The organism is Halomarina pelagica, from assembly GCF_024228315.1.
GTDB lineage: Archaea > Halobacteriota > Halobacteria > Halobacteriales > Haloarculaceae > Halomarina > Halomarina pelagica.
On sequence record NZ_CP100455.1, the window covers coordinates 267,328 to 293,477 of the forward strand.

Consider the following 26,150-nt stretch of genomic DNA (forward strand, 5'->3'; position numbering starts at 1 on the left):
AATCGGTCACACGACAGTTCCGGGGAGGCGGTAATAAGGATATCTCCCGTGGCGCTGTCACGAGCGGGCTCCGAGCGCCTCGGCGCGGGCGACGAGTCGTCGATAGCGCTCCACGATCGCCTCGTCCAGGAAGACGCCGTCGTGGACGAACGCGCCGCGGTCGGACGCCTCGTACGCCGCGACGTGCGCTCGCGCCGCGTCGACCGCCGCGTCGTCGGGCGTGAACACCTCGTTGACGGCGGCGACCTGATCCGGGTGGATGACGGACTGTCCGACGAATCCGAGTTCGACTGCGCGTTCCGCCACCACCCGCAGTCGGTCGGTGTCGTTCACGTCGGGGAACACCGACGAGATCGGCTGGAGGCCGCCGATGGCCGCGAACCCGACGATGCGGTGGTTCAGGAACTCGCGGATCCGGTCGGACGTCGGTTCGCCGCCGGTCGCACGTGCGTAGTCCCCGACGCCGAAGGAGAGGGCCGTCACCTCCCGGTGTCGACCGGCGACCGCCGCGATGGCCCGCCCGTCGAAGACGCCCTCGGGCGATTCGAGCAGGAGGATCAGTTCGGGCGGCTCGTCGGTCAGCCGTCGTACCGCCGAGACGACCTGCACGACCGCCTCCGGCGTCTCTACCGACGGTACCGTCACCGTGTCGACTCCCGCCTCGACGGCGGTCTCGAGATCGGCGCGCCAATCGTCGGTCCCGACGGCGTTTATCCGGGTCGCGATCTCGGTCGTCCCGAAGTCGACGGCGGCGAGTATCGCCCGAAGGTTCTCGCGAGCCGCCGGCCTGTCCTCGGGGCGAACGGCGTCTTCCAGGTCGAACGTGATCGCGTCGGAGTCGGCGTTCGCGGCCTTCTCCATCATGTCGGGCGCGTCGGCCGGCGTGTAGAGGAATGACCGACGGAGGCGGTCAACCAAGCCGAACCACCCCCCGGGACGCGAGTTCCTCCACGTCCGCCTCCGAGAGGCCCGCCCGGTCGGTCAACACCGCCATCGTGTCGGCTCCGAGCGCCCGCCCCGCGTGTTCGATCCCGCCGGGGGTCTCCGACAGCTTCGGGACGACCCCCGGCAGCACGAGGTTCGGGTAGTCGTCGTCGGGGACGCGTTCGAGCGCCCCGCGCTCCCAGAAGTAGGCGTCCTCGAAGATGTCCGCCGTGTCGTAGACCGGGCCGATGGCCGCCTCGTGTTCCTCGAACACCCGGAGCACCTCCTCGCGATCGCGCTCCGCCATCCACTCGGCGATGATCGCGTCGAGTTCGTCGCCGTGTTCGAGTCGCCCGGACGCCGTGGCGAATCGAGGGTCCTCGGCGAGGTCGTCGCCGCCCACCGCCCGGAGGATGCGCCCGGCGACGGTCTCGGCGCTCCCCGAGATGGCGACCCAGCGGCCGTCCCTCGTCCGATAGGTGTTCCGGGGCGCGGAGTAGGCGCTTCGGTTGCCAGTCCGGGTCTTCACCGTCCCGTTCACGCCGTAGTCGACCGTCAGCCGCCCCATGATGGAGAACAGCGGTTCGACGAGGCTCGTGTCGATACACTGCCCCCCGCCGTCGTTGACGTCCCGGTGGTAGAGCGCGAACATCGCGGCCCACGTCGAGTAACAGGCGGCGACCGCGTCAGCGAGTCCGAGCGAGGGCAGCGTCGGGGGTTTGTCGGGGAACCCCGTTACCTCGGCGAACCCCGACATCGCCTCCGCGAGGGTGCCGAACCCCGGGCGTTCTCGATAGGGACCGGTCTGCCCGAATCCGCTCGTGCGGACCATGACGAGGCCGGGGTTGACCTCGCTGAGCGCCTCCCAGCCGAGCCCCCAGCGCTCCATCGTCCCCGGGCGGAACCCCTCGACGAGGACGTCGGCGGAGGCGACGAGCCTCTCGAACGCTTCGGCACCGTCGGGGTCGCTCAGATCGAGGCCGACGCTCCGCTTGTTCCGCCCCAGCCACTTCCACGAGAGTTCCTGCCCCTCCCGGCCGAAGTTCCGGATGGAGTCGCCGTACTCGGGGTGTTCGACCTTGATGACGTCCGCGCCGAAGTCGGCCATGAACGTCGCGGCCATCGGGCCGGCGATGAGCGTCGCGCAGTCTATCACCGTGACGTCCGCAAGCGGCTTGGTAGCCATCGACGACGGTTTCTCGGCCGGTGAGATAAAGCGTTCGCCGCTGCGCACACTCTCCCCCTCGCCACGCCCGCCTCCCGTGACAACACTTTTGCCGTCGCCCGACCGACCGACACCGCCGTATGTCACCCGTACACACCCCGAGGGAGGTCGCGGAGGAGTTCTTCGCCCGCATGGAGGACGACCGCCGCGAGACGGTCGGTGAACTGTTCGCCGCCGACGCCGTGATCACGGTCCCCGGCGCGCGTTTCGACGGGCCGGACGCGGCCGACGCGCTGCTCGAGCACCTCGCCCCCCGGTACGACTGGGCGGCCAAGCGGTTCGACCGCTGGATCGAGACCGACACCGAGGTCGTGAGCATCGGTACGCTCTACGGCGTCGACGGCGACGGCGAGGAGTTCTCCGGCGTCCGCTACGTCGACGTCTACGAGGTCGAGGACGGTCGAATCCGGCGCGTCGACATCTGGAACGACCTGGCCGTCGACGGGGTCGTATGACCCGAACCGGCGTCCTGTTCTCGCTCACCGACGACCTGGATCTCGTGCGGCGGGCGGAGGCGTACGGCTACGAGAGCGTCTGGGCCGCGGAGGGCCAGGGGAAGACGGCGTTCGGGAAGCTCGAACGCTGGGCGACCGCGACCGATCGGATCGGGCTCGCGACGGGTATCGTGAACGTGTTTTCGCGGACGCCGGCCGGGCTGGCGCAGGCGGCGGCGACGCTGGACGCGCACTCCGAGGGCCGGGCGATTCTGGGCCTCGGGGTCGCCCACCCGGGAGTCGTGGAAGACTTCCACGGCGTCCCCTTCGACCGGCCGCTCGACCGCCTCCACGAGTACGTCGAACTCGTTCGGTGGTACCTCCGCGGTGACGGTGAGCCGTTCGAGGGTGTGTTTTTTTCGCCGTCGCGGCCGCGGTTCTGGGGGGCGTTCGAGCCGGTGCGTCGGGAGATCCCGATCTACAACGCGGCGCTCGGCCCCGCGAACGTCCGCCTCACCGGACAGGTCGCCGACGGCTGGCTGCCGAACCTCTACCCGACGTCTCAGTTCGAGGAGGCGATGGGATGGCTAGAGACCGGCGCTGAACGCGCCGGGCGGGATCCGGACGACATCGACGTCGCGATGTACGTACTCACCGTCCCCGACGACGACCGCGAGGCGGCGCGTCGTCGGGCCGCCGAACACGTCGCCTACTACCTGCGCGACCTCCCCGGCTACTACGATCGGCCGGCCGAGGCGGCCGGGTTCGCCGACGAGGTGGCGAGCGTGAAGGCCGCCGGATCGACGGCCGAGGGGGCGCGGCGGATCAGCGACGCCCTCGTCGACGCCCTGGCCGTCGCCGGGACGCCCGACGAGTGTCGCGACCGGATCGACCGCCTCCGCGTGGCGGGCGTCGACCTCCCCATCGTCCGGGCCCCGTCGGGCGCGAGTCGCGCCCTCGAGGAACGGGTGCTGGAGACGTTCGCACCGGAGGGCGCATGACCGAACTCAGGTGTCTCTCGCTCAACGGGCTGATGCACGGCAACGGGTTCCCGACGGCGTCGCTGGACGCCGGTCTCGACCGCGATCCGCACTTCGTGGGCGTCGACGCCGGTTCGACCGACGGCGGCCCCTACTTCCTCGGCTCCGGCGAGAATATGCACTCCTCGCGCCGGGCCGTGAAACAGGTCTACCGGACGCTCCTCACGCGGTGTCTCGACGCCGACGTCCCCCTCCTCGTCGGGTCCGCGGCGACCGCCGGGGCGGACGTACACGTCGACTGGACCGCCGCCCTCGTCCGCGAGATCGCCGCCGCGGAGGGGCTCGCGTTCGATCTGGGGATCGTCTACTGCGAGCAGTCGATCGGCGACCTGGTCGCGGCGATCGAGTCGGGACGCACCGAACCGCTCGACGAGTCGCCGCCGCTGGACGTGGCGACCGTCGAGGCGGCCGAGCGGGTCGTGGCGATGGCCGGCCCCGAGGTGTTCGTCGAGGCGCTCGACCGAGGTGCGGACGTCGTCGTGGCGGGCCGGTGCTCGGACGTCGCCATCTACAAGGCGATGGCCGTCCGGGAGGGGCTTCACGAGGGGCTGGCGACGCACCTCGCGAAGACCATCGAGTGCGGGGGACTCATCGCAACGCCGCGGGGCGGCGACTGCGTCCTCGGGACGCTCACCGACGACGCGTTCACCGTCACGCCGACGAACCCCGCGAAGCGGACCGACCCGCTCACGGTCGCGTCCCACCTGCTGTACGAGACGGCCGACCCGACCCGGTTCGTCGAGCCGCGGGGCGTCCTCCACACGGGAGACGCGACGTACGACGCGGTCGACGACCGAACCGTCCGCGTCACCGGTTCGAGGTTCCAGCGGGCCGACGACTACACGGTGAAGCTAGAGGGAGCGCGGGAGGTGGGCCACCGGGGCGTAGCGACCGCCGGCATCCGCGATCCGACCGCCGTCGCGGAGCTGGACGCCCTGCTGACCGCCGCTCGAACGGCCGTCGACGAGAAGGCGTCGCGACTCGGGCTGGCGACCCACGCGTTCTCCATCGACGTCCGGGTGTACGGCCGCGACGGGGTGATGGGCGGCCGCGAGCCGACCCCCGACGCGGGCCACGAGGTCGGCCTGTTCGTCGAGGCCGTCGCGCCGGACGCGGGGACGGTCGACGACCTGCTCGAGGAGTTCACGTACGCGCTGTTCGTGAGCGACTTCCCCGGACGACGGACGACGGCCGGCAACGCCGCGTTCCCGACGTCGCCGGCACACGCCCCCGTCGGCCCGGCGTACGAGTTCTCCGTCTGGCACCGCCTGCGAGTCGCTGATCCGCTCGACCCCGTCCGTATCGAGGTCGAGCGCGTGGGGGGATCCGCGTGAGACTCGGTGCCCTCGCGGACGTGGTCCGCAGCAAGAACGCCGGCATCCACTACGTCACCGTCGACGTGATGTTCCGAGATCGACGGACGTTCGAGGCGGTGCGGGACTCGGGCGTCCTCTCGGCGGCGACGGTCGCGGACCGGTACGGGCTCCCGGTCGACGACGTCCGGTTTTTCGTCTACGAGCCCGGTCTCGCGTTCAAGGCCACGTTCCCCCGCGCCCACATCGCCGGCAGCCCCGGCGATCCCGACCTCTACGGCGCACAGCAACACGCCCCGTTGCTGGACGTCGAGGTCCCGATCGAGTAGTCAGCCGTCTATCGGGACACCCGTAGCCTTTTGAACAGGTACCGCGCATAGTCCTCTATGCCAACGAGTACCGTAGATCTCGTCGTGCGTAACGCTCGGGTGGTAACGCCGTCCGGGACGATCCGTGGCGGGGTCGCCTGCGACGATGGGGTCGTCGTCGGAGTCGGGGGCGATGCGACGCTGCCGGCCGGCGAGGTGGAGGTCGACGCGGAGGGGAACGTCTGTATCCCGGGGCTGGTGGATCCGCACGTCCACCTCGGTCGTCGCGACGCGGGCTACCCCGATCAGCTCGAGGTGGACTTCGAAACGGAGACGCGGGGGGCCGTTCACGGCGGCGTCACCTGTCTGCTCAACTTCGTCGAGCAGGAAGGTCACTACGTTCCCGACCTCGACTTCTTCCGCGACGTCGGCGAAGCGAACTCCTACGTCGACTTCGGCTACCACATGGTGATGAGCCACGAACACCACATCGACGAGGTCCCCGCCCTCGCCGCGGCCGGCGTGAAGTCGTTCAAGATGTTCTTCAACATGTACAAATACACGGACATAGACATCGAGCCCTGCGAGGCCGACCGGGTCGAGCGCGTCCTCTCTCAGGTGGCCGAGATCCCGGGGGCGGTCGGGATGTTCCACGCGGAGAACGCCGAACTCCAGAGGGAGTGTGAGCGGGCGGCCCGCGACTCCGGCCGTCACGATCTCCGGGCGTGGGCCGACGCCTCTCCCCCCGAGGCGGAGGCGATGCAGATCGATCAGATCGGTCACCTCACCCGGTTCACCGACGCCGACTCCTACGTCGTCCACGTCTCCAGCGCGCAGGGCGTCGAGGCGGTCGAGCGCTGGCAGCGGCGGGGCGTCCAGGTCACCGGCGAGACGCTCGTGACGTTCCTCGCCAACACCGTCGAGGACGACCTCGGCGTCTGGGGGAAGGTGTCGCCCCCGCTACGAACCCCACGGCATCAGGAGGCGCTGTGGGCCGCGCTCCGCCGCGGCGTCATCGACAACGTCGGTACCGACCACATCGCGACGAGCAAGGAGCAGCACGAACTGGGACGGGGACAGCACGGGCCGCACCTCTGGGAGGCCCCGCCGGGCATCCAGCCGGGGATGGAGTTCCTCCTGCCGATGATGCTCACCGAGGGATACAACAGGAACCGGATCACGATGGAACGGCTGGTCGAGGTCTGCGCCACGAACAACGCGAAGCGATTCGGGCTCTACCCGCGGAAGGGGGTGATCGCCCCCGGGTCGGACGCCGACCTCGTGGTCGTCGACACGGACGCGACCGCGACTATCGACGACGACTTCTTCCACACCCGCGAGCCGCGGTGGTCGTCGGTCCACGGTCGCGACGTGCGGGGCCTGCCGACGCACACGATCGTCGGCGGCGAACTCGCCGTCGCGGACGGCGAACTGCTGGTCGAGAAGGGCGGACGCGAGTTCCTCGCCCGCTGACCCGCTCGCCCCCGTCGGACCGACCGCAACGGTAACGTACGACCCACGAGAGGTGTACGCACGTATGACCGAGAGACCCTGGGAGACCCTGCTGTCCGACCGCGACCGCGAGGTCATCGAGGCGGCCGGCTACGACACTCGCGGTGCGTCGAACTGGGACACGCGCGGCGTCGGAACGTCCCCGATGGTGCTCGTCATCGACATGCAACGCGTCACCGTCGGCGCGGACGTTCCGATCGTCGAGGCCGTCGAGGAGTCGCGCATCGCGATGGGCGAGGTCGCCCATCGGGCGCTCGAACACATCGTCCTGTTCGTCGAGTTCGCCCGCGAGCGGGGGATACCGGTGACGCACGCCCGCGTCGTCCCGCCGGCGTACGACCCCGACGATCCCGAGGTCCAGTTCGTCGACGCGCTGACCCCGCGAGAGGGCGAGCAGGTGATCGAGAAGCGCTACGCGAGCGCGTTCTTCGGCACCGACCTCGTCGCCCGACTCGTCCGGGCGGGCGTCGACACCCTGGTCGTCGTCGGCAACACGACCAGCGGCTGTCTCCGCGCGACCGTCGTCGACGCCCAGCAGTTCGGGTTCAAGGTGTTGCTCCCCCAGGAGTGCGTCTTCGACCGGATCGACCTCTCACACCGCGTCAACCTCCTGGACATGTGGATGAAGTACGCCGACGTCCGACCGACCGAGGAGATACGCGAGCTGCTGGCCGCCCTCGACGGGGACCGATGACGGACGACCTCTCGGCGCTGTTCGAACCGGCGTCCATCGCGGTCGTCGGCGCGTCCGCCGACCCCGAGAAGCTGTCCGGCCGCCCCCACCGATTTCTCGCACGCCACGGGTACCCCGGCGAGGTGTACCTCGTCAACCCCCATCGGACGACGATCGACGGCCAGCCGTGCTACGCGAGCGTGGCGGACGTCCCTGCCCCCGTCGATCTTGCGCTGGTGCTCGTCCCGGCTCCCCACGCCGCCGACGTGGTCCGGGAGTGCGGCGATCGGGGGGTCCCGTTCGCCGTTGTCATCGCCTCCGGCTTCGCGGAGAGCGGGAACGACGAGCGACAGGCCGACCTGCTGACCGCCGCCCGGGAGTCCGGGGTCCGACTCGTCGGACCGAACTCGGAGGGGTTCCTCAACCTGCCGGACCGCGTCGCCGCGTCGTTCTCCTCGATACTGCGACGTGACGACCTCCAACCGGGGCCGGTCGGGTTCGTCACGCAGAGCGGCGCGTTCGGCGGTGCGCTGTTCCAGCTCACGCAGGACCGGGGGATCGGAACGAGCGTCTGGCTATCGACCGGGAACGAGGCCGACGTGGACACGCTCGAGGTCCTCTCGTCTCTGGTCGACGATCCCGACACGGCCGTCGTCGTCAGTTACGTCGAATCGCTGGTCGAGGGACGCCGGTTGCTCGACGTCGGCCGGAGGGCGGCCGAAGCCGGGACCAGCATCGTCGCGATGCGCGTCGGTGCGTCGGAGCGCGGGAGCGCGGCGGCGGCGTCCCACACCGGCAGCGTCGCGACCGGGGACGCGGTGTACGACGCCGTCTTCGGACAGGCCGGCGTCCTTCGGGTCCGGAGCGTCGACGAGTTTCTGGACACCGTCACGGCTCTCGTCCGCACCCCCGACGGGGCGCTTCCGACGCCCGCGGAATCGCTGGGCGTCGTCAGCATCTCCGGAGGTGCGGCCGTCCTCGTCGCCGACACCTGCGATCGGCTGGGGGTCCCCCTCGCCTCCCTGAGCGACGAGACCGTCGCGGCCGTCGACGCCGAGATCCCCGCCTACGGATCGGCGACGAACCCCCTCGACGTCACCGCGGCCGCGATGAGCGACCGTTCGGTGTTCGAACGCTGCATCGGGACGGTGGCCGACGACCCCGCGGTCGGCCCCGTGCTCGTCCAGTTCGGAAACTCCGGACGGGGGATGGCTGAGACGTTCACCGAGAGGTTGCTCGCCCTCCGGGAGCGCACGAACCGGCCCGTCGTCTGCGTGTTTACCGGGAGCCCCCCGCGCGACGAGCGACGGGAGGCGCTCGAAGCCGGTGGCGTCCTCGTGTTCGAGGATCCGGTCCGCGCAGTCGCGGTCGTGGACAAGCTGTTCCGGCTCGCGGCGGCCCGCGAGCGACTCGTCGGGAGCGACCCTCCCGCCGTCACCGCTCCCGAGTGCGAACCGATCCCGACCGAGTGGCCGGCGCTCCGATCGGCGCTCTCCGCGTGTGGCGTCCCCTTCGTCCCGACCGAGCGGGTCGAGACCGTCGAGGACGCGATCGCCGCCGCCGAGACGATCGGGTTCCCGGTCGTTCTGAAGCTCGACCCGCTCGCGGTCGCGCACAAGACCGAGGAGGGAGGCGTCTACACCGATCTGACCGACGCCGACGCGGTCGGGGAGGCGTTCCGCGCGCTGGCGGGATCCCCGGGGTCTCCCCCGATCGTGTGTCAGCGACAGGTCGAGGGCGTCGAGGCGCTCGTCGGGATCCGGGAGGACGACGATTTCGGCCCGATCGCGACCGTCGGCGCGGGCGGCGTCTTCGTCGAACTGTTCGACGACGTCGCCTGTCGAGCGCTCCCGGTCGATCCGTCGATGGCTCGAGCGATGGTCGCGGAGACGCCGCTCGACCGCCTGTTCGACGGGTACCGTGGCCAGTCCGGCGACGCGGCGGCGTTCTCGGAACTGGTCGCCGGCCTCTCTACGTTCTACGGCCGGTACGACTGTTCGACCGTCGAGTGCAACCCCGTCGTGGTCACGTCCGACGGCGCGCTGGCCGTCGACGTGCTCGTCGAGTGACCGGCGTCGTCGTCGCTACCGCTAAGTGCGTGTGGGGTGGTGACGTACACGATGCAGTTCGGGTTCACCGAGACGCAACGGCTGTTGAAGCGCACGGCGCGGAATCTCGCCGAGCGGGAGCTGGCGACCGACGCCTTCACCTGGGAGGGGGCGTACCCCTGGGAGAACGCCGCCAAACTCGCGGACGCGGGACTTCTGGGAATCGCCCTCTCCGAGGAACACGGCGGCGGTGGACTGACCCCGCTGGAGGTGCTGTTAGTACAGGAGGAGATCGGCCGGGTCTGTCCGGACTCGGCACACGTCGTCTCGAAGTCGTCGATGGGCGCGCCCCGCGCCGTGGACGTCCTCGGCAGCGACTACCTCCGCGAGACGTACCTCCCCCCCGTCTGCGCGGGGGAGTCGGTGATGAGCATCGCCATCAGCGAGGCGGAGGCCGGGAGTGCCGCGGGGGAGATGACCACCGCCGCCACCGACGACGGCGACGAGGTCGTGCTGAACGGTCGAAAGCTGTGGGTCACACAGGCCGACGTCGCCGACGCGTTCCTCGTCTACGTTCGGTTCCCGGAGGGCATCGGTGCCGTCGTGGTCGACCGCGACGCCCCCGGATTCGAAGAGGGCGAGCGCTACACCAACATGGGCGGCGAGACCCAGTCGGAACTCGTGTTCGACGACTGTCGCCTCCCCGACGAGCAGGTCCTCGTCCGCGGTGAGGACGCGTTCGTGACGCTGCTGAAGACGTTCAACGTCGAACGGTGTCACAACGCGATGATCTGCGTCTCGATGGCGCGAAACGCCTTCGAGCGCACCATCGAGTACGCGACGGATCGGGAGCAGTTCGGCCGACCGATCGCCGAGTTCCAGGCCATCCAGCACAAGCTCGCGGACATGGCGATACAGATAGAGACCGCCCGGCTCGCGGTGCTGTACGCGGCCGCGACGGCCGACACGGACGACGGCCTCGCGACGAGAGCCCAGACGAGCATCGCCAAGGTGTACGCGAACGAGGTGGGCGAACGCGTGCTGACCGAGGCGCTCCAGGTTCACGGCGCGAACGGCTACGCGAAGGGCCATCCCGTCGAGTACATGTACCGGAAGATCCGCGGGTGGAAGATCGCCGGCGGAACCGTCGAGATCCATCGTAACGGCATCGCCGGTCTCCTCCTCGAGGAGGGCTACGACCCATGACGGGGTCGAGAACACCCGTAGCCGTTCCGTCGAGGGGAAGGGGTGGGTTCGAGAAACGGTCGTACCTCCCTGCTTCCAGGAGGGACGCGTCATCATGAACGGCGGTACCATGGCGCAGCGAATACTGGCGTCGCACACGGACGCGACGTCGGTGTCGCCCGGCGAACACGTCACCGTCGAACCCGACTGGGTGCTCGCTCACGACCTCTCGGCGTACCCGGTGAAGGGACGGATGGCGGAACTCGGGTACGATCGGATCGCCCGCCCCGAGGCCGTCGTCGTCGTCTTCGACCACCACGTCCCCTCGTCGAGCGATCTCATCACCGACCACATGAACGAGGTCGAAGACTGGATCCGCGAGCAGGGAGTCGAACACTTCTACCCCGCTGGCTCCGGCATCTGTCACAACGTGCTGGCCGAAGAGGGGTTCTCCGTGCCGGGGGCGCTCGTCCTCGGTGCCGACTCCCACACCACCAGTCACGGCGCGTACGGCGCGTACGCCACCGGAATCGGCCACACCGACTGCGGGGAGGTGCTCGGATCGGGGCGGCTGTGGTTGCGCGTCCCCGAGACGAGGAAACTCGTCGTCGAGAACGCCCTCCCCGAGGGGACGAGCGCCAAGGATCTCGGGCTCGCGATAATGAGGCGAGTGACGGCGAAGGGAGCGATCTACGACGCCATCGAGTACCACGGGGAGGGGATCGAAGCGCTGGCGATGCACGAGCGTCGGACGCTCTCGAACCTCGCGGTCGAACTCGGGGCCGTCACGGGCATGGTGCCGCCGGACGACGTCACCGAGGCGTACGTCGAGGGCCGCGCTCGAACCGACTACGAGCCGGTCCGTCCCGCTCCGGACGCCCGGTACGCCGCGGAGATCCGCCTCGACGCGGCCGCGGTCGAGCCGCTCCTGGCGAGACCGTCGCAGGTCGACAACGTCGGCACCGTCGCGGAGAGTGCCGGGACGCCCGTCGACCAGGTGTTCGTCGGCAGCTGTAACAACAGCTCGTACGAGGACCTCGCGGCGTTCGCTCGCCTCCTCGAGGGCGAGCGGGTCGCCGCCGGGACGGACCTCGTCGTCGTCCCCGGGAGCAAGCGCGCGCTCCTCCGACTGAACGAGGAGGGGTTGTCGAACGCCGTCGTCGAGGCGGGGGGGATGATCTCGCCGCCCGGATGCGGGCCGTGTTTCGGGGCCCACGGCGGCATCCTCGGGGAGGGGGACGTCTGCCTCGGGACGATGAACCGCAACTTCCCCGGACGGATGGGGCCGGGAGAGATCTACCTCGGGAGTCCGGAGACGGCCGCCGCGACCGCCATCTACGGCGAGATAACCGACCCGCGGGAGGTGCGGTGATGGAGCGGACCGGTCGCGTCCACCGGCTTCCGGACGACGTGGACACCGACCAGATCATCCCCGGAGAGTACCTCACGACCGTCCCCGACGAGGAACTCGGCCAGTACGCGCTCCGGGGTTACGATCCCACCTTCGCCGACCGTGTCGAGCGGGGTGACGTCATCGTCGCGGGCGAGAACTTCGGGCTCGGCTCCTCGCGCGAGTCCGCGCCGGTCGCGCTCCGAAACGCCGGCGTCGGAGCGGTCGTCGCCGAGTCGTTCGCGCGTATCTTCTACCGGAACGCCATCAACGTGGGGCTGCCCATCGCGACCGTGCCGGGCATCGCGGATCGCGTCTCGGACGGTGACGTCCTCCGCGTCGACGTCGCCACGGGCGACGTCGAGGACGTGACGACCGGTGAGACGTTCACGTTCGACCCGCTCCCTCCCGACCTGCTCGAGATCCTCGAGGCGGGCGGGCTGGTGGCGCTCAGACGGCGGAGGAGGGGCTAATCGACGCAGACGGCGGGAGCGGGATCAATCGAGGTCAGCGTCGAGGTCGGCGTAGCGCGCCGCGTACGCCCGCTCTCGTTCGTCCGCCCGCTCCTCGAGTGCCGTCCACTCGTCGAGGCGCGTGATGTCGTCGCGCTCGTCCCACTCGACCATCTCGTCGAGCACCGACGTCCGACTCCCCTCCGCGACGACGGTCTCGTAGACGGTTCGGATGGTGCGTAGCGCGGCCTTGAACGCGTCGGACGGGTAGATCGCGACGTCGTACCCGACGGCCGCGAGTTCCTCGACCGAGAGCGGTGGCGTCTTGCCCTTCGCGGCCATGTTCGCGAGGTGCGGTCCCTCGACCGCCGACGTGATCGTCCGCATCTGGTCCTCGTCCGTGGGCGCTTCCACGAACAGTACGTCCGCGCCGGCTTCGCGGTACAGTCGCGCTCGACTGATGGCCTCGGCGATGCCGTGGGTGGCGAGCGCGTCGGTGCGGGCGATGACGAGGAACTCGTCGCTCTCTCTGGCTTCGGTCGCGGCCTCGACCTTCGCGGCGAACTCCGGCGCGTCGACGACTCGCTTCCCCTCGAAGTGCCCGCACTTCTTCGGGAATCGCTGATCTTCCAGTTGGATGGCGGCGACGCCCGCTCGTTCGTACTCGCGGACGGTTCGGCGGACGTTCAGTGCGCTCCCGTAGCCGGTGTCGCCGTCCGCGACGAGCGGGACGTCGATGGCGTCGGCCATCTGGCGGGCGCGACGTGCCATCTCGGTCATCGTCGTCAGTCCGACGTCCGGGCCGCCGTGCACCGACGAGGAGACGCAGGAACCGGACATGTAGACGGCCTCGGCTCCGGCCTGCGCGGCCATACGAGCGGTGAGGGCGTCCCACGCGCCGTGAATCGTCAACAGTTCGTCCGCCGCGATGCGCTCGCGAAGTCGCATGTCTGCGCTGCGTCGTGTGAGCATAAAGCGGCTGTGGAACGTCTCGCGGCTCGGATAGTTCCCTAGCTCGTGCTGTGGACGCCGCCGTCGACGACGAGCGACAGTCCGGTGACGTAGTCGGCCCGGTCGCTCGCGAGGTAGACGGCGGCCTCGGCGACGTCCGCGGGGTGACCGAACCGTCGAAGCGGGATGCGCTCCTCGAACGCGTCGCCGCGTGCGGTCCCGAGGACCTTCGAATCGGATCGGGTCATCTCCGACTCGACGACGCCGGGGTGGACGGCGTTCGCGCGGACGCCGTACGGCCCGAGCGCGTCGGCCATCGCGTACGTCATCAGTCTGACGGCTCCCTTCGAGGCGCAGTAGGCGACGTAGTCGCCGACGCCGTACAGCCCGGCCGTGCTGGAGAGGTTGACGATGCTCCCGCTCCCCCGTTCGCGCATTCGGCGGGCGGCGGCCTGCGCGCCGAAGAACACCCCCTTGGCGTTCACGTCCATCGCGCGGTCGAACTCGGCTTCGGTGGTGTCGAGGAAGTCGGCCAGCACGAAGACGCCCGCGTTGTTCACCATCACGTCCACGCCGCCGAACGCGTCGGCGGCGCCGACCGCCGCCTCCAGCGCCCCCGGGTCGGTGACGTCGCACTCGACGAAGGTGGCGTCGGCGTCGGTCTCGTCGACGAGTCGGTCGTCGGTCGGCGTCCCCCCCTCGCGGGGATCGCGCTGGCGGTCCGCGACGACGATCCCGCTCGCGCCCTCGCGGGCGAACGCGAGGCAGATCTCGCGGCCGATCCCGCTCGCGCCGCCCGTGACGACCGCGACGCGGCCGTCGAGGTCCCCCGTCATACCGCCTCCGGGGCGAGCGCGGCCATCGTGCGCCGTCGCTCCGTCCCGTCGGCGGTCATCGGAGCGCGAACGATGGGGAGACCGAGCCCCGCATCCCGGCGTTCGTCGATCCCGGCGCGTACCTCGGCAGCGGTACCGACGACGCCGACGGACTCGACGAACCTGTCCGAGAGCGCGTCGGCGGTAGCCTGCGCCAGCCTCGCCGGCGTCCGCGAAAACACGTTCACGATACCCGTCGCGAGTTCGATGCGGTCGGTCGCCGCCGCCCGACGTTCGAGCTTCCCGAACGCCGTCTTCCCCCGGCGCTCGCCGGTCCAGGCGCTCTCGTAGCCGTACGCCTCCGCCCGCCGCACGAGATCCAGGTCGTCCAGTAGCCCGACGGGGAGGGCGATACGTTCTCTGTTCACAGGACTCACGACCGCTCGTTTCTCCGCCGTGGGCAAAACCGTTCCCCCGGGACGGTACGGTTGAGCGAAACAAGGTTTATATGTCGGAGGGGACAGTATCACGTCAGATGGTTTCACTCCTCGAAATCGATGGGCTCACCAAGACGTTCGGTGCGCTCGTCGCGAACGACGGCATCACGCTCTCGGTGGCCGACGGTGAGGTTCGAGGGATTATCGGTCCCAACGGGAGCGGGAAGTCCACCTTCTTCAACACCCTGACCGGGTTCTATCGGTCCGACGGGGGGACCGTCGTCTTCGACGGGACCGACGTCAGTGGGTGGAAGCCCCACCGAATCGCCCAGCGAGGGCTCGCACGGACGTTCCAGATCGTCTCCCCGTTCGAGGACCTCACCGTCCGCGAGAACCTCCTCGCCGTCCACACGGCCGGCCTGCGCGTCTCCGAGGAGAAACGACGGCGCGCCGACGAGATCCTCGAGTTCCTCGAGATCGAGCACATCAGCGACAACGAGGCGTCGGAGATGAGCGGCGGTCAGCAGAAGTTGCTCGAACTGGCGCGGGTGCTGATGCTCGACCCGAAGTGCATCCTCCTCGACGAGCCGACCGCCGGGGTCAACCCCGCGCTCCAGGACCGCATCCTCGACCGGCTGGAGGTGATGAACGAACGCGGCACCACGTTCGTCATCGTCGAGCACGACATGTCGCTCATCCAGCGATTCGCCGACTCGGTCACCGTCTTCGATCAGGGACAGGTCATCGCCGAAGGTGACTTCGAGGAGGTGACCGCGGACGCCCGCGTCCGCGAGGCATATCTGGGAACCGACGCCGCCGGCGAGACCGCAGAGGACCTCCTCTCATGACCGCGAGCGAATCCGAGCGGGTCGATCGTGACGGGCGGGATCGACTCGTCGCCGAGGACGTCGTCACCGGCTACGGGAGTTCGGAGATCCTCCACGGCGTCTCCGTGCGGAGCCACGACGGGGTCACCTGCATCTTCGGGCCGAACGGCTCCGGGAAGTCGACGCTCATCAAGACGCTGAACGGTATCGTCCCCGTCTGGTCGGGCTCCGTCCGGTACGGTTCGACCGACATCACCGACTACGACGCGAACGAGGTGGTCTCGAGCGGCATCATCACGCTCCCGCAGGACGGCGGGCTGTTCCCGAACCTCACCGTCCGCGAGAACCTCCGGATGGGCGGCTACACCGTCGCCGACAAGTCGGTCGTCGAGGAACGGATCCGGGCGGCGCTGACCGCGTTCCCCGCGCTCGAGGACAAGCTCTCGAACAGGGCGAAGTCGCTCTCCGGGGGCCAGCAGATGATGCTCAGTTTCGGCCGAGCGATGGTCTCCGACTCCGACGTCTACCTGCTCGACGAACCGAGCGCGGGACTCGCGCCGTCGCTCGTCGACGACGTCATCGACCAGGTCAGGACGCTCGTCGACCACGGGGCACAGATACTCCTCGTCGAGCAGAACGTCCGCGCGGCGCTCCGCATCGCCGACCACGTCTACATCCTCGCGCAGGGGGAGACGCAGTTCGACGGCCCGCCGGAGGACCTGAGCGAGGAGGACGAACTCATCGAACTCTACCTCGGCCTCGGGTAGGTCGTCTCGTCTCGTTTCATCTCGTCGCGTCTCGTCGCGTCGCGTCGCGCTCCGCTTCAGCGCCGGGCGGCGGCGCAGAGCCGTTTCGGGTTCGCGTCCCCGCCCCGTGCCAACTCCCACAGCGTCGACGCCGCGCTCGTACCGAGCAGCGGGGCGACGAGTTCGTCGAACTTCTCGCGGAGTTCCCCCTCCGACCACGGCCGCTCGGCCCCGCCGCGGGCGTGTTCGACCTCCTCGACGAGTTCCCGGCCGTCGTCGAGTCGAATCGTGACCCGGCTGCCGCGAGCGTCGGGGAGTCGCGCGGCGACGTCGTCGGCGACGACCACCGCCACCCGCTCGGCGAGCGCGAACGCCTCCGCGGAGAGCGACTCGTCGGCGAACGCCCCCTTCCCGGACGAACCGCGGAGCAGGCGCGTCGCGACCGCGTACGGGACGGAGAACTTCGCCTGTAGCGCGTTCTTCGGGCGGGTTGGCGTCAATCCCGCCGCGGTAGGGTACGTCTCTACGAGCACCGACTCGACGGCGTCGACCTCGAACGGTTCGGCCGCCTGCAGGGCGTCGAGCGCGTCGAGCGTCGGGTGCGTGTACCGGCAGGCCGCGTGTCGCTTGAAGTACCCACCGAGAACGTCCCACCGCTCGCCCAGATCGGCCGAGAGTTCGGTCGCGTCGAACCTCCCACCGGCGGGTACGGCGAGGTGGTTGGCAATCCCCTCCTCGACGCCGGTGAAGCCGGCGATCGCGAGGTCCACGGCGACGAGGCCGTCGAGGTTCGCCTTCCCGGCGTAGCTGTTTCGGACGGTCGCCCCCTCCGTGGCGGCGGTCATCAGCGTGTGCTGGGCGCTGTTGCCCGCGATACGCATCGCCTGGAGGGTCGTGTCGGGGTCACATCCGCGCACTCGAGCGACGCCCGCGGCCGCCCCGACCGCGCCCCAGACGCCGTGGGGATGGTACCCCTCTGCCAGCGGGTAACAGGCCCGAGCGACGCGAGTGCCGACCTCGTAACCGGCGACGGTCGCCGCCAGGAACTCCTCGCTCTCCACGGTTCGCGTCTCCGCGACCGCGAGCACCGCGGGCAGGACGTGGATGGCCGGGTGGCCCGCCGCGTACTTGTGCCCCTCGTCGAGTTCGAGCACGGTTCCGCCGGTACCGTTGACGAGCGCGGCGAAGCGGGGTTCGAGTCGATGAGACGTCCCGAGGACCGTCGCCGGGCCGGGCGTCTCCTCGGCGAACCAGTCGGCCAGAGCGGCGGTGTCGGGATCGGTCGAACCGCCGATCATCGCGCCGAGGGTGTCGGCCAGGACGAGACCGACGTGGTCGAGCACGTCGGCCGGGACGTCCCGGGCGTCGAGTTCGGACGCGAACGTGGCGGCCGCGCGTTCGTAATCAGTCATCTTCCTCGCCGTGGGTGAGAGAAGTAGTCGACATGTTCCGACGGAGATGGACCGGGGGTGGGCTTAGGTGTTGTCCGTGGTACCGTCCGCCAGTCACCGAGGGAGGTGTCCGACGTCGATCGGGCCGCCGAATCTCCCCCGTTCGGCGGCTTCTGTCATCGATCGTGTGCGAACTTATATATATGAATAGATTCAACACTCTACGACGGTTTGCATGATCAACGATAGCAAGACTCCTCTCCGGAGTCGCCGGAACTACCTGAAAGCCGTCGGTGTCGGTGTCGCAGCGGGATTGGCCGGCTGCACCGGCGGCGACGGTGGCGGGAACGACAGCGGGAACGGCGGTACGAACACCGGTTCGTCGAACGGGGGTGCGGTCGAAGAGGTCGTCATCGGGGCGAACCACCCACTGAGCGGGTTCCTCGGGCGCTCCGGTCAGGCGATGACGAACGCGGGGAAACTCGCCGCGATGCACGTCAACGAGGCCGGTGGCATCGAGGCGCTCGACGGCGCGACGTTGAAATTCGTCAGTCGGGACAACAAGGGCTCGCAGGAAGAGGGTGCCCCGGTCGAACAGCAACTCATCGAGGAGGACGGTGCACACATCCTCACGGGCTGTTTCTCCTCGCCGGTCACGCTCGCCGCGACCCAGGTCGCGGAGCGGGCGGGCATCCCGCACGTCATCGACGTCTCGGTCGCGAACAGTATCCTGCAGGGTCGTGGCCTGAACTACGCCTACCGCATTCAGACGCCCGCGAGCGGTATGGCTGGCGACTACGCCCGGTTCATGCCCGAGATCACGGCGGCGAGCGGGGTCCCGATGAAGACGGCCTCGCTCGTCTACCTCGACAACGCGTTCGGGCAGTCGATCCGTGAGACGCTCGCCACGGACCTCCCGGAGAACGGAGTCGAACTCGTCGAGGAGTCCGCGTACACCTTCGGACAGGAGTCGATGGACACGGAGGCGACCCGCGTGAAGCAGGCCAACGCGGACGCGTTCATCTTCGTCGGCTACGGCGGTGGCGGTATCCGGATGATGCAGTCGTTGCAGAACGTCGACTACCGGCCGCCCCTGCTCACGGGCACCTCGACGCCGACGTTCACCGACGACGACGTCATCGCCCAGATCGGGAAGTTCGCCAACGGCGGCTTCGGGAACAACTACGAGTTCGATTACAACAAGGAGGAGACGGACAAGATCTTCGCCGACTACCGTCGGGAGTACGGAAAGCCCCTCGGCGTCACCCACACGGTCATGACCTACTCGATGGTCAAGGTCGCCCAGGCCGCCCTCGAGGAGGCGGGTTCGGTCGATCCCGACGACATCAACGAGGCGCTGAAGCGCATCACCGTGGAGGACCACCCCGCGGCCATGGGGCCCATCGAGTTCAAGGAAAACGGTGAGAACAAGAACGCGCTCTCGCCGATGCTCCAGGTGCAGAACCTGGACGCCCAACTGGTCTGGCCCGAGAAGTACGCGCAGACGGCACCGAAACTGTGACCGCGACCGAGAACAACCTTTAAGAACCCATTCACCTACACCGTCACATGGTACTCCCGCTCATCATCGACGACGTCGTCAGTGCCGTCAGCGAGTTCGCCGGCGACGTCGTCGAACTCGACCCGGTCCTGTTGCAACTCACCGTCTTCGCGCTGTTGCTCGGCGGCGTGTTCGCGCTGGCCGCGCTGGGCCTGACGATGATCTTCGGCGTGATGGACGTCGTCAACTTCGCCCACGGGATGCTCATCGTCACCGGGATGTACGTCGTCTTCTTCGTCCACACGACGTTCGGCGTGAACCCACTGTTCGCGCTGCCGGTAGCCGTCGTCGCGCTGTTCGCGCTCGGGGTCGTCATCAGCGTCGCAACGATCGAGCCGATCATCGAAGCCCCGGAGGAGAACCAGTTCATCGTCACGCTCGGTCTCTCGTTCATCCTCCTCGCGCTCATCCAGATCCAGTTCTCGCCGGACCCGCGATCGATCGTGCTCGACCTGGGCCGCTACCAACTGGGCGGGGCACAGATACCGAAGGGACAGGCGTACGCGCTGGTCATCGCCGTCGTCGCGATGGGGGCGTTGTGGCTGTTCCTCCAGCGAACCGAACTCGGGACCGCCATCCGCGCGACGGCGGACAACCGCGAGGGAGCGTGGTACGTCGGCATCGACGTCCCCAACGTCGACCATCTGACGGTCGGTCTCGGGAGCGCGATGGCCGGGCTGGCCGGCGCGGCCATCGTCATCTTCTCGCCGTTCGACCCGTTCATCGGCGAGAGCTACCTGGTCAAGGCGTTCGTCATCGTCGTCCTCGGCGGACTCGGCTCGCTCCCCGGCGCGTTCGTGGGTGGACTCATCGTCGGGTTCATACAGGTGTTCGGCGGGTTCTACCTCCCCGGAACGACCAACGAGATCGTCATCTTCCTGCTGTTCATCCTCCTGCTGTACCTGAAACCGACCGGTCTCTTCGGGGAGAGGGAGGTCTGAGATGGCGGACAGCACCTCAACCCAGACGGGGATCGGCGACCTGGCCGCGCGCATCGACGAGTCGGGGTACGGCCCCTACGTGAAGGGCGCGCTCGGGTTCGGTCTGCTCGCCGCCCTCCCGTACCTCCTCGACGTCGGAGTCGCGGGGATCAGCCTCGGATCCGTCCTCACGCTGAAGGTCCTCATCCTCACCCTCGTGTTCGCCTACTCGAGTCAGGCGTGGAACATCGTCTCCGGGTTCACGGGTTACTTCTCGTTCGGCCACGCGGCGTTCTTCGGCGTCGGCGCGTACGCCACCCAGAAGCTCGCCATCGACTTCGGCATCAACCCCTGGATCGGAATGCTCGTCGGCGGCGGCATCGCCGTCCTCGTCGCGCTGCTCGTGGGCTTTCTGAACTTCCGGTACGACCTGAAGGGCCACTACTTCGCGCTGGCGACGTTCGCCATCGCCATGCTGCTCGGCGTCGTCGTGCGGAACACGAGCGAACTGGGCGGCGCTATCGGCTACTATCGGCCGTTCCCCCGCGAGTACGGCGCGGAGTACGGCCTCCTCGCCTTCCAGTTCCAGAGCGACCTGCCGTACTACTACGTCATCTTCGCGTTCCTCGTCGTCGTGACAGTGGTGGCGTACGCGCTGAAGGAGTCGCAACTGGGGCTCTACCTGTTCGCCATCCGAGAGAACGAGAACGCCGCGGCCAGCGTCGGCATCCCGACGTTCCGATACAAGATGCTCGCCATCAGCGTCTCCGCGTTCTTCACCGCCTGGGCCGGTGCGTTCTGGAGCATGTACTTCGAGATCATCCGGCCGTCGACGGTCTTCGGGCTCTCGAAGAACGTCGAGATACTCCTCCCCGCGGTCGTCGGTGGACTCGGGACCGTCCCGGGTGCGATCGTCGGCGCGTTCTTCGTCTTCCCGCTGGCGGAGTTCTTCCGCGCGAACGTCGACCAGATCGTCGGGCTCGACGACGTCGTGTACGGCGTCGCGCTCGTGCTCGTCGCGCTGGTCCTCCCGAACGGACTCATCTCGCTACGCGAGCGCATTCGCGAGCGACGCGATTGAGATGCGGATCGATCTCACCGACCGAACCGCGATCGTCACGGGGGCGAGCGCCGGGATCGGTCGGGGTATCGCGGTGTCCCTGGCCGAGGCCGGCGCGCGGGTCGTCGTCGCGGACCGACACGACACGCCGCCCTCCGGGGCCGAGCGGACGACCGTCGAACGCGTCGTGGAGGAGGGCGGTGACGCCGAGTTCGTGGAGACCGACGTCGCCGACTACGACAGCGTGGCGGCGCTCGTCGAGGCGACCGTCTCGACGTGGGGCGGGCTCGACGTCCTCGTGAACAACGCCGGCATCTCGCACGACGGGACCGTCGAGGAGACAACGCCGGAGGAGTGGGACCGGGTGCTCGACGTGAACCTCACCGGGGTCTACAACGGCGTTCACCACGCGATGCCCCACCTGAGAGAGAGCGACGCCCCTCGCGTCGTCAACGTCGCCTCCCAGTTGGCGTTCGTCGCCCAGCGACGCAAACCCGCGTACCTCGCCTCGAAGGGCGGCGTCGTCTCGCTCACCCGCTCGCTCGCGCTCGATTACGCGACCGTCCCGGTGCTCGTCAACGCCGTCTGTCCCGGCGTCGTTCGAACCGAGCTGACGAGAGACGCGCTCGCGGACGACGACCGCCGGGCGTTCTTCGAGTCGCAGACGCCGCTTCCGTATCTCGGCCGGCCGGAGGACGTCGGCGCGGTGACGGCGTTCCTCGCCTCCGAGTACGCGCGGTTCGTCACCGGACAGTGTTTCGTCGTCGACGGCGGCTACACGATACAGTGAGACGGCGGGGCGCTATCACGTCCGCAGCGCCGTTCCGACGTCCCGGGCCGTCACGTCCCGCACGTCGAGCAGTTCGCCGAGCGCCGTCCTCGCCCGCTCGTCGCCGAGTCGCCACGCGAGCACGCGCTCGAACTTCGCCACCAGCGCGTCCTCGCCGGGGAAGTTCCGGTGGTCGCCCGGGGCGTCGATGCACTCGGCCTCGACCGTGGTGCCGTCGGTGTGTGTCACCTCCACCCGCGCGCTCCAGCGTTCCGGGAACGTCTCCTCGTAGCCGAGGTCGTGGTGGAGGTGGACCCGCCGGGCGAGTGCTCGCACGTCCGGGTCGGCCAGTGCCGCGTCCTCGAAGTCGTCGAACCAGAGATCGCCCGACGCGAGATACCGCGCGAGGACGTAGGGGATGGAGAACTTCCCGCTCGTCATCGTCGTGTAGTCGGCGTAGTCGAGGTCGCACGCGTTCCGATAGGCGTAGACGTCGATCGACTCGACCTCGTCCGCGTCCACCTCGTCAGCGATAGCTTCGAGCGCGCCGAGCGGGGCGTGGGTGTATCGGCACGACGGCGTGAACTTGTAGTAGTTCTCCGCGACGGTCCAGTGCTCGCCGAGATCGGCGAACGACCGGTCGAACGCCTCCCCCTTCATCTCGCGGAGCGGATCGTACACCGCTCGCATCGCGGCTCGTGACCCCTCCAGCCCGGCGGCCGCGGCGAGTGCCGCGTTCACGCCGGCCTGCGCGGAGAACCCCGCCGTGTAGTTGCGGGCGGGTGCGCCCTCGCGGTACGGATCGTGCATCGAGACGACCGCGAGGTTCGCACCGAGTCGGAAGGCCTCCCCGACGGTCTCGTCGTCCGCTCCCATCGCGATGGCCCCCGCGACGGCCGGGCCGATCGTCGTCCACGTCGAGTGCGGGTCGCGGAGGAGCCAGGGCAACGCCTCGTTCATCCGGTCTTTCATCAGGAATATCGCGTTTTCGATGCGCGTACACAGCTCGTAGGCTTTCACGACCCCCTCGACGAGCGCATCGCCGTCAGCGTCGTACGCCTCCGCGAGCGCGAACCCGCCGATAACGACGCCCGCTCCGACGTGGCCGCCGGTGTTGTGGCCCTCCTCGATCTCGGGGGTGATGGCCGCCGCCCCGTTCAGCAGGGCGGCGCTCCCCGGATCGGTCGTCCGGTCGGTGCCGACGACCGACACCTCGCCGGGCGGTAGCGTCATCCCGGCTGCGACCCGATCGTTCGCCCCCGCGGCGGAGCCCGCCACCGCCGCGGAGAGTACGTCCGCGACCACCCGTACCCCGTGATCGAGCACCTCGTCGGGAACCGGTTCGGCGAGAAACGCCGTCGTGTCCGCTATCCACGCTCTGTCCGCTGGGCTAGCCATGCGTGGGAGTTCCTGCCAGGAGGTATAACCTTTCGCCCGATCGTCACCGGGGGCGTGGAGAGCCGTCCGTGCGCGGAGGCGGTACGCCCCCGGAGGCCTCAGGCCCGAAAGGACACGTCGGGGACGGCGAGCACGGGTCGATCGGCGTCCAGCAGGACCTGCTGGGTGGTGCTGCCGAAGACGGCCTTGCCCGTCGGCGAGCGCCGACGCGATCCGACGCAGACGAGGTCCGCGTCGAGGTCCGCGGCGAGGTCGAGTATCTCGGCGGCGGGATCGCCGCTCGACTCGGTGAGCGTCACGTCGAACCCGGCGTCGTCGAGGACCTCGCGCGCGCGGCGGACCGACGCGACCTGGTCGACGTACGCCCCCTCGGGGTTGTCGGTGAAGGTGTGGTGGAGGACGACGCTCGCGTCGTCCGGGTCGAAGAGACCCGTGACGGCGCGGGCCTGCGTCCGGGCGCGGTTCTCGTCGTCGGCGACGGCGAGCAGTATCTGTCGGGTAGCCATGTCACCGAACAGTGGGGGCGACAAGTAATATCCGTGACTGTTGCCGCGCGGTCGTTCGGGGACGGGACCATACCGTTATGTCACCGACGGCCGACCCATGGGTATGCCCGTCGACAACGACCCGTGGAACCGGGACGGCGACGCCGTCTCCCTGCACGATTCGACCGAACCCCCCGCCCCTGGAGGGGTGTGAGATGGTCGGTGAAGCCGAGCGGCCCAGCGGTGACCGCGGCCCGCTCGACGGGATCACCGTGCTCGACGCGTCGCGGGTGCTCGCCGGGCCGTTCTGCACGATGCAACTCGGAGACCTCGGCGCGGACGTCGTCAAGATCGAGCGACCGGGCGAGGGCGACCAGACCCGCGGGTGGCACCCGCCGACCTACGGCGACAGCGGGGAAAGCGCCTACTACCTCAGCGTCAACCGGAACAAGCGCTCCGTCACGCTCGACCTCGCCGGCGAGGCGGGGCAGACGGTCTTTCGCGACCTCGCGCGGAACGCGGACGTCCTCGTCGAGAACTTCCGCGTGGGGACGATGGAGTCGTGGGGGCTTGGCTACGAAGACCTCCGCGCGGCGAACCCCGAACTCGTCTACTGCTCGCTGTCCGGCTACGGCGAGTGGGGTCCGGCCCGCGACCGCCCGGCTTACGACATCGTCGTGCAGGGCGAGGCCGGGATGATGAGCATCACCGGCGTCGAGGACGGACCTCCCGTCCGCGTCGGGGTTGCCATCGCCGACATCGGTGCCGGGATGTACTGCACGCAGGCCATCCTGGCGGCGCTGTTCGCCCGGGAGTTCGGGTCGGCCGGTGGACAGAAGATCGACGTCAGCCTCTTCGACGGCCAGGTGGCGTGGATGACGTACATGGCCTCGAACTACTTCGCCACGGGCGAGCCGCCGGGTCGGATGGGGAGCAAACACCCGACCATCGCTCCGTACCAGGCGTTCCTCACGCGCGACGGCTACGTGGTCGTGGCCGTCTCCTCGGAACACATGTGGCCCCGGTTCTGCCGGGCCATCGATCGGGAGGACCTCGTCGACGACGACCGGTTCGCCGTCAACGCGAAGCGGGTCGAGAACCGCGAGACGCTCGACGCGCTGCTCGACGACGAACTGGGCGAGTACACGACCGACGAACTCGTCGATCGGCTCGACGAAGCTGGCGTCCCCGCGACCCCCGTTCAGGACCTCGAACAGGTGTTCGACCACGAGCAGGTCCGCGCACGAGGGATGCGACAGTCGATCGAGCACCCGACCGCGGGCGTCGTGGAGATGCCGGGGAGCCCGATGCACTTCTCCAGCACCCCGGCGACGATCCGACGCGCACCGCCGCTCCTGGGCGAACACACCGCCGAGGTGCTGGCGGAGTACGGCTACAGCGAAGCCGAGATCGAGCGGCTGGAGGCCGACGGCGTCGTCTGACCCCCGCCACCGCCCATCGCATCGTTTTATGTCGCGGTGGGGCGTACTGTTCGTCGTGCCCCCCGAGTACGACGGCCTGACGTTCACGCGACCGGGCCACGCCACCGTCCGCATCCAGTCCGACGATCTCTTCGCGTACGTCGACCCGTGGAGCGACGTCGTCGACGGTCGGCCGGCTGACGCCGACCTCGTCTTCGTCACGCACGACGACTACGACCACTACGATCCCGACGGCATCGAGGCCGTCTCCACCCCCGAGACGACGGTCGTCGTCTACGAGGGGGTGGACGCGACCGACCTCGATCGCGACGTCCGGTCACTCGCGGCCGACGAGGAGTTTACCGTCGAGGGCGTCACCGCCCGGGCAGTGCCGGCGTACAACGATCCGGAGGGCGAGCACGTCCGGGAACCGGGCGTCCCGTACCACGCCGAGGGGGAGGGTATCGGTCTCCTGTTCGACTTCGACGGCGCGACGATCCTCGTCCCGAGCGACACGGACTTCCTCCCCGTCCACCGCGAACTCTCGGCGGCCGTCGTCCTCCCGCCGATCGGTGGAACCTACACGATGGATCGCCGCGAGGCGGCCGACCTCGCGGCCGCGGTCGGGGCGTCGCTCGTCCTCCCGGTCCACTACGACACGTTCGAGGCCATCGAGACGGACGCCGAGGCGTTCGTCGAGGACGTCCGGGCGCGCGGGATGGACGCGGTACTGTTCTGAGGTCGGTTCACCGACGTCGGTCCGAGGCGGCCGACGGCTGGACTCTCCCTCGACGGCGACACCCTCCTTCGGTCTCGTCGTCCGCGTCCGGCGGGCTACGTGTATCCGCGATGTCAGCGGGGTTTA

25 protein-coding genes and 1 pseudogene are annotated in these 26,150 nt (G+C 69.1%); 18 read left to right on the forward strand and 8 right to left on the reverse strand.

Translation table 11 applies throughout. The features are described from left to right. Positions 1 to 57 precede the first annotated feature (57 nt). Together NKI68_RS19800 and NKI68_RS19805 are read right to left on the reverse strand one after the other, a co-directional pair. On the reverse strand, positions 58 to 918 hold the full coding sequence (locus NKI68_RS19800) for an HpcH/HpaI aldolase/citrate lyase family protein (RefSeq protein WP_254547026.1): 861 nt from the start codon (positions 916 to 918) through the stop codon (positions 58 to 60). After that, complete coding sequence (locus tag NKI68_RS19805; RefSeq protein ID WP_254547027.1) at positions 911 to 2,110, reverse strand: CaiB/BaiF CoA transferase family protein; 1,200 nt, start codon at positions 2,108 to 2,110, stop codon at positions 911 to 913. Before NKI68_RS19805 ends, NKI68_RS19800 begins: the two co-directional genes overlap by 8 nt. A gap of 119 nt (positions 2,111 to 2,229) precedes the next feature. Between NKI68_RS19805 and NKI68_RS19810 the strand changes: the two genes are divergently transcribed. The 10 genes from NKI68_RS19810 to NKI68_RS19855 all read left to right on the forward strand — a co-directional run bounded on the left by NKI68_RS19810 (position 2,230) and on the right by NKI68_RS19855 (position 12,525). Continuing rightward, a complete protein-coding gene (locus tag NKI68_RS19810; protein ID WP_254547028.1) occupies positions 2,230 to 2,604 on the forward strand; it encodes a nuclear transport factor 2 family protein in 375 nt (124 codons plus the stop codon). Further along, the gene (locus tag NKI68_RS19815; RefSeq protein WP_254547029.1) at positions 2,601 to 3,584 is read left to right on the forward strand and encodes an LLM class flavin-dependent oxidoreductase; all 984 of its coding nucleotides are present in this window, start codon (positions 2,601 to 2,603) and stop codon (positions 3,582 to 3,584) included. Before NKI68_RS19810 ends, NKI68_RS19815 begins: the two co-directional genes overlap by 4 nt. Continuing rightward, on the forward strand, positions 3,581 to 4,957 hold the full coding sequence (locus NKI68_RS19820) for an acyclic terpene utilization AtuA family protein (protein WP_254547030.1): 1,377 nt from the start codon (positions 3,581 to 3,583) through the stop codon (positions 4,955 to 4,957). Before NKI68_RS19815 ends, NKI68_RS19820 begins: the two co-directional genes overlap by 4 nt. Further along, on the forward strand, positions 4,954 to 5,265 hold the full coding sequence (locus tag NKI68_RS19825; protein WP_254547031.1) for a DUF4387 domain-containing protein: 312 nt from the start codon (positions 4,954 to 4,956) through the stop codon (positions 5,263 to 5,265). The genes NKI68_RS19820 and NKI68_RS19825 overlap by 4 nt, the downstream gene beginning before the upstream one ends. A 57-nt stretch (positions 5,266 to 5,322) precedes the next feature. Then, complete coding sequence (locus NKI68_RS19830; protein ID WP_254547032.1) at positions 5,323 to 6,717, forward strand: dihydroorotase; 1,395 nt, start codon at positions 5,323 to 5,325, stop codon at positions 6,715 to 6,717. A 64-nt stretch (positions 6,718 to 6,781) separates the two neighbouring features. Then, on the forward strand, positions 6,782 to 7,450 hold the full coding sequence (locus tag NKI68_RS19835) for an isochorismatase family protein (RefSeq protein WP_254547033.1): 669 nt from the start codon (positions 6,782 to 6,784) through the stop codon (positions 7,448 to 7,450). After that, positions 7,447 to 9,498: an acetate--CoA ligase family protein gene (locus NKI68_RS19840; protein WP_254547034.1), complete on the forward strand. Its 2,052-nt coding sequence runs from the start codon at positions 7,447 to 7,449 to the stop codon at positions 9,496 to 9,498. Before NKI68_RS19835 ends, NKI68_RS19840 begins: the two co-directional genes overlap by 4 nt. A gap of 51 nt (positions 9,499 to 9,549) precedes the next feature. Beyond that, positions 9,550 to 10,683, forward strand: coding sequence for an acyl-CoA dehydrogenase family protein (locus NKI68_RS19845; RefSeq protein WP_254547035.1), 1,134 nt, complete (start codon positions 9,550 to 9,552; stop codon positions 10,681 to 10,683). Positions 10,684 to 10,777: 94 nt separating this feature from the next. Continuing rightward, complete coding sequence (locus NKI68_RS19850) at positions 10,778 to 12,034, forward strand: 3-isopropylmalate dehydratase large subunit (RefSeq protein WP_254547036.1); 1,257 nt, start codon at positions 10,778 to 10,780, stop codon at positions 12,032 to 12,034. After that, positions 12,034 to 12,525 carry a 3-isopropylmalate dehydratase small subunit gene (locus tag NKI68_RS19855; protein WP_254547037.1) on the forward strand — a complete coding sequence of 164 codons (492 nt, stop codon included), beginning with the start codon at positions 12,034 to 12,036 and terminating at the stop codon, positions 12,523 to 12,525. The genes NKI68_RS19850 and NKI68_RS19855 overlap by 1 nt, the downstream gene beginning before the upstream one ends. 24 nt (positions 12,526 to 12,549) lie before the next feature. On the opposite strand, the gene NKI68_RS19860 is transcribed toward NKI68_RS19855, so the two are convergent. The 3 genes and pseudogenes from NKI68_RS19860 to NKI68_RS19870 all read right to left on the reverse strand — a co-directional run. Next, positions 12,550 to 13,452 carry an isocitrate lyase/PEP mutase family protein gene (locus NKI68_RS19860; RefSeq protein WP_254547038.1) on the reverse strand — a complete coding sequence of 301 codons (903 nt, stop codon included), beginning with the start codon at positions 13,450 to 13,452 and terminating at the stop codon, positions 12,550 to 12,552. A gap of 62 nt (positions 13,453 to 13,514) precedes the next feature. Further along, positions 13,515 to 14,291, reverse strand: a complete 777-nt coding sequence (locus NKI68_RS19865) for an SDR family oxidoreductase (RefSeq protein WP_254547039.1) — start codon at positions 14,289 to 14,291, stop codon at positions 13,515 to 13,517. Between the two features lie 140 nt (positions 14,292 to 14,431). Next, positions 14,432 to 14,698 (reverse strand): annotated as a pseudogene (locus NKI68_RS19870) (LLM class flavin-dependent oxidoreductase); the annotation flags it as partial. Between the two features lie 107 nt (positions 14,699 to 14,805). On the opposite strand from NKI68_RS19870, the gene NKI68_RS19875 reads away from it, so the two are divergent. Continuing rightward, positions 14,806 to 15,555: an ABC transporter ATP-binding protein gene (locus tag NKI68_RS19875; RefSeq protein ID WP_254547040.1), complete on the forward strand. Its 750-nt coding sequence runs from the start codon at positions 14,806 to 14,808 to the stop codon at positions 15,553 to 15,555. Next, on the forward strand, positions 15,552 to 16,301 hold the full coding sequence (locus tag NKI68_RS19880; RefSeq protein ID WP_254547041.1) for an ABC transporter ATP-binding protein: 750 nt from the start codon (positions 15,552 to 15,554) through the stop codon (positions 16,299 to 16,301). The genes NKI68_RS19875 and NKI68_RS19880 overlap by 4 nt, the downstream gene beginning before the upstream one ends. A gap of 56 nt (positions 16,302 to 16,357) precedes the next feature. Here the strand turns inward: NKI68_RS19880 and NKI68_RS19885 are convergent, their stop codons facing one another. Then, positions 16,358 to 17,692, reverse strand: a complete 1,335-nt coding sequence (locus NKI68_RS19885) for an MmgE/PrpD family protein (RefSeq protein ID WP_254547042.1) — start codon at positions 17,690 to 17,692, stop codon at positions 16,358 to 16,360. A gap of 214 nt (positions 17,693 to 17,906) precedes the next feature. Between NKI68_RS19885 and NKI68_RS19890 the strand changes: the two genes are divergently transcribed. From NKI68_RS19890 to NKI68_RS19905, 4 genes are read left to right on the forward strand one after another with little or no spacing between them, the layout of a single operon-like run. Beyond that, positions 17,907 to 19,193 (forward strand): ABC transporter substrate-binding protein, encoded by a 1,287-nt coding sequence (locus NKI68_RS19890; protein WP_254547043.1) that lies wholly within the window; start codon positions 17,907 to 17,909, stop codon positions 19,191 to 19,193. Positions 19,194 to 19,240: 47 nt separating this feature from the next. After that, entirely contained in the window at positions 19,241 to 20,173 is a 933-nt protein-coding gene (locus tag NKI68_RS19895; protein ID WP_254547044.1) for a branched-chain amino acid ABC transporter permease, read from the forward strand. 1 nt (position 20,174) lies between these two features. Then, on the forward strand, positions 20,175 to 21,233 hold the full coding sequence (locus tag NKI68_RS19900) for a branched-chain amino acid ABC transporter permease (RefSeq protein WP_254547045.1): 1,059 nt from the start codon (positions 20,175 to 20,177) through the stop codon (positions 21,231 to 21,233). Between the two features lies 1 nt (position 21,234). Continuing rightward, complete coding sequence (locus NKI68_RS19905) at positions 21,235 to 22,002, forward strand: SDR family NAD(P)-dependent oxidoreductase (protein WP_254547046.1); 768 nt, start codon at positions 21,235 to 21,237, stop codon at positions 22,000 to 22,002. A gap of 15 nt (positions 22,003 to 22,017) precedes the next feature. Here NKI68_RS19905 and NKI68_RS19910 read toward each other — a convergent pair whose 3' ends face one another. Both NKI68_RS19910 and NKI68_RS19915 read right to left on the reverse strand, forming a co-directional pair. Continuing rightward, entirely contained in the window at positions 22,018 to 23,379 is a 1,362-nt protein-coding gene (locus NKI68_RS19910; RefSeq protein WP_254547047.1) for an MmgE/PrpD family protein, read from the reverse strand. Positions 23,380 to 23,477: 98 nt separating this feature from the next. After that, a complete protein-coding gene (locus tag NKI68_RS19915; protein WP_254547048.1) occupies positions 23,478 to 23,885 on the reverse strand; it encodes a universal stress protein in 408 nt (135 codons plus the stop codon). A gap of 194 nt (positions 23,886 to 24,079) precedes the next feature. On the opposite strand from NKI68_RS19915, the gene NKI68_RS19920 reads away from it, so the two are divergent. Both NKI68_RS19920 and NKI68_RS19925 read left to right on the forward strand, forming a co-directional pair. Then, on the forward strand, positions 24,080 to 25,306 hold the full coding sequence (locus tag NKI68_RS19920) for a CaiB/BaiF CoA transferase family protein (RefSeq protein WP_254547049.1): 1,227 nt from the start codon (positions 24,080 to 24,082) through the stop codon (positions 25,304 to 25,306). Between the two features lie 55 nt (positions 25,307 to 25,361). Further along, positions 25,362 to 26,024, forward strand: coding sequence for an MBL fold metallo-hydrolase (locus tag NKI68_RS19925; RefSeq protein WP_254547050.1), 663 nt, complete (start codon positions 25,362 to 25,364; stop codon positions 26,022 to 26,024). The last annotated feature ends 126 nt before the right edge of the window (positions 26,025 to 26,150 follow it).

Coding starts and splice junctions, on each gene's coding strand:
- NKI68_RS19820 (WP_254547030.1), top strand. CDS start 3,581: ATGACCGAACTCAGGTGTCTCTCGCTCAACGGGCTGATGCACGGCAAC.
- NKI68_RS19920 (WP_254547049.1), top strand. CDS start 24,080: ATGGTCGGTGAAGCCGAGCGGCCCAGCGGTGACCGCGGCCCGCTCGAC.
- NKI68_RS19880 (WP_254547041.1), top strand. CDS start 15,552: ATGACCGCGAGCGAATCCGAGCGGGTCGATCGTGACGGGCGGGATCGA.
- NKI68_RS19865 (WP_254547039.1), bottom strand. CDS start 14,291: ATGACGGGGGACCTCGACGGCCGCGTCGCGGTCGTCACGGGCGGCGCG.
- NKI68_RS19885 (WP_254547042.1), bottom strand. CDS start 17,692: ATGACTGATTACGAACGCGCGGCCGCCACGTTCGCGTCCGAACTCGAC.
- NKI68_RS19895 (WP_254547044.1), top strand. CDS start 19,241: ATGGTACTCCCGCTCATCATCGACGACGTCGTCAGTGCCGTCAGCGAG.
- NKI68_RS19860 (WP_254547038.1), bottom strand. CDS start 13,452: ATGCGACTTCGCGAGCGCATCGCGGCGGACGAACTGTTGACGATTCAC.
- NKI68_RS19835 (WP_254547033.1), top strand. CDS start 6,782: ATGACCGAGAGACCCTGGGAGACCCTGCTGTCCGACCGCGACCGCGAG.
- NKI68_RS19845 (WP_254547035.1), top strand. CDS start 9,550: ATGCAGTTCGGGTTCACCGAGACGCAACGGCTGTTGAAGCGCACGGCG.
- NKI68_RS19890 (WP_254547043.1), top strand. CDS start 17,907: ATGATCAACGATAGCAAGACTCCTCTCCGGAGTCGCCGGAACTACCTG.
- NKI68_RS19805 (WP_254547027.1), bottom strand. CDS start 2,110: ATGGCTACCAAGCCGCTTGCGGACGTCACGGTGATAGACTGCGCGACG.
- NKI68_RS19830 (WP_254547032.1), top strand. CDS start 5,323: ATGCCAACGAGTACCGTAGATCTCGTCGTGCGTAACGCTCGGGTGGTA.
- NKI68_RS19905 (WP_254547046.1), top strand. CDS start 21,235: ATGCGGATCGATCTCACCGACCGAACCGCGATCGTCACGGGGGCGAGC.
- NKI68_RS19850 (WP_254547036.1), top strand. CDS start 10,778: ATGAACGGCGGTACCATGGCGCAGCGAATACTGGCGTCGCACACGGAC.
- NKI68_RS19855 (WP_254547037.1), top strand. CDS start 12,034: ATGGAGCGGACCGGTCGCGTCCACCGGCTTCCGGACGACGTGGACACC.
- NKI68_RS19815 (WP_254547029.1), top strand. CDS start 2,601: ATGACCCGAACCGGCGTCCTGTTCTCGCTCACCGACGACCTGGATCTC.
- NKI68_RS19810 (WP_254547028.1), top strand. CDS start 2,230: ATGTCACCCGTACACACCCCGAGGGAGGTCGCGGAGGAGTTCTTCGCC.
- NKI68_RS19840 (WP_254547034.1), top strand. CDS start 7,447: ATGACGGACGACCTCTCGGCGCTGTTCGAACCGGCGTCCATCGCGGTC.
- NKI68_RS19915 (WP_254547048.1), bottom strand. CDS start 23,885: ATGGCTACCCGACAGATACTGCTCGCCGTCGCCGACGACGAGAACCGC.
- NKI68_RS19900 (WP_254547045.1), top strand. CDS start 20,175: ATGGCGGACAGCACCTCAACCCAGACGGGGATCGGCGACCTGGCCGCG.
- NKI68_RS19910 (WP_254547047.1), bottom strand. CDS start 23,379: ATGGCTAGCCCAGCGGACAGAGCGTGGATAGCGGACACGACGGCGTTT.
- NKI68_RS19875 (WP_254547040.1), top strand. CDS start 14,806: ATGGTTTCACTCCTCGAAATCGATGGGCTCACCAAGACGTTCGGTGCG.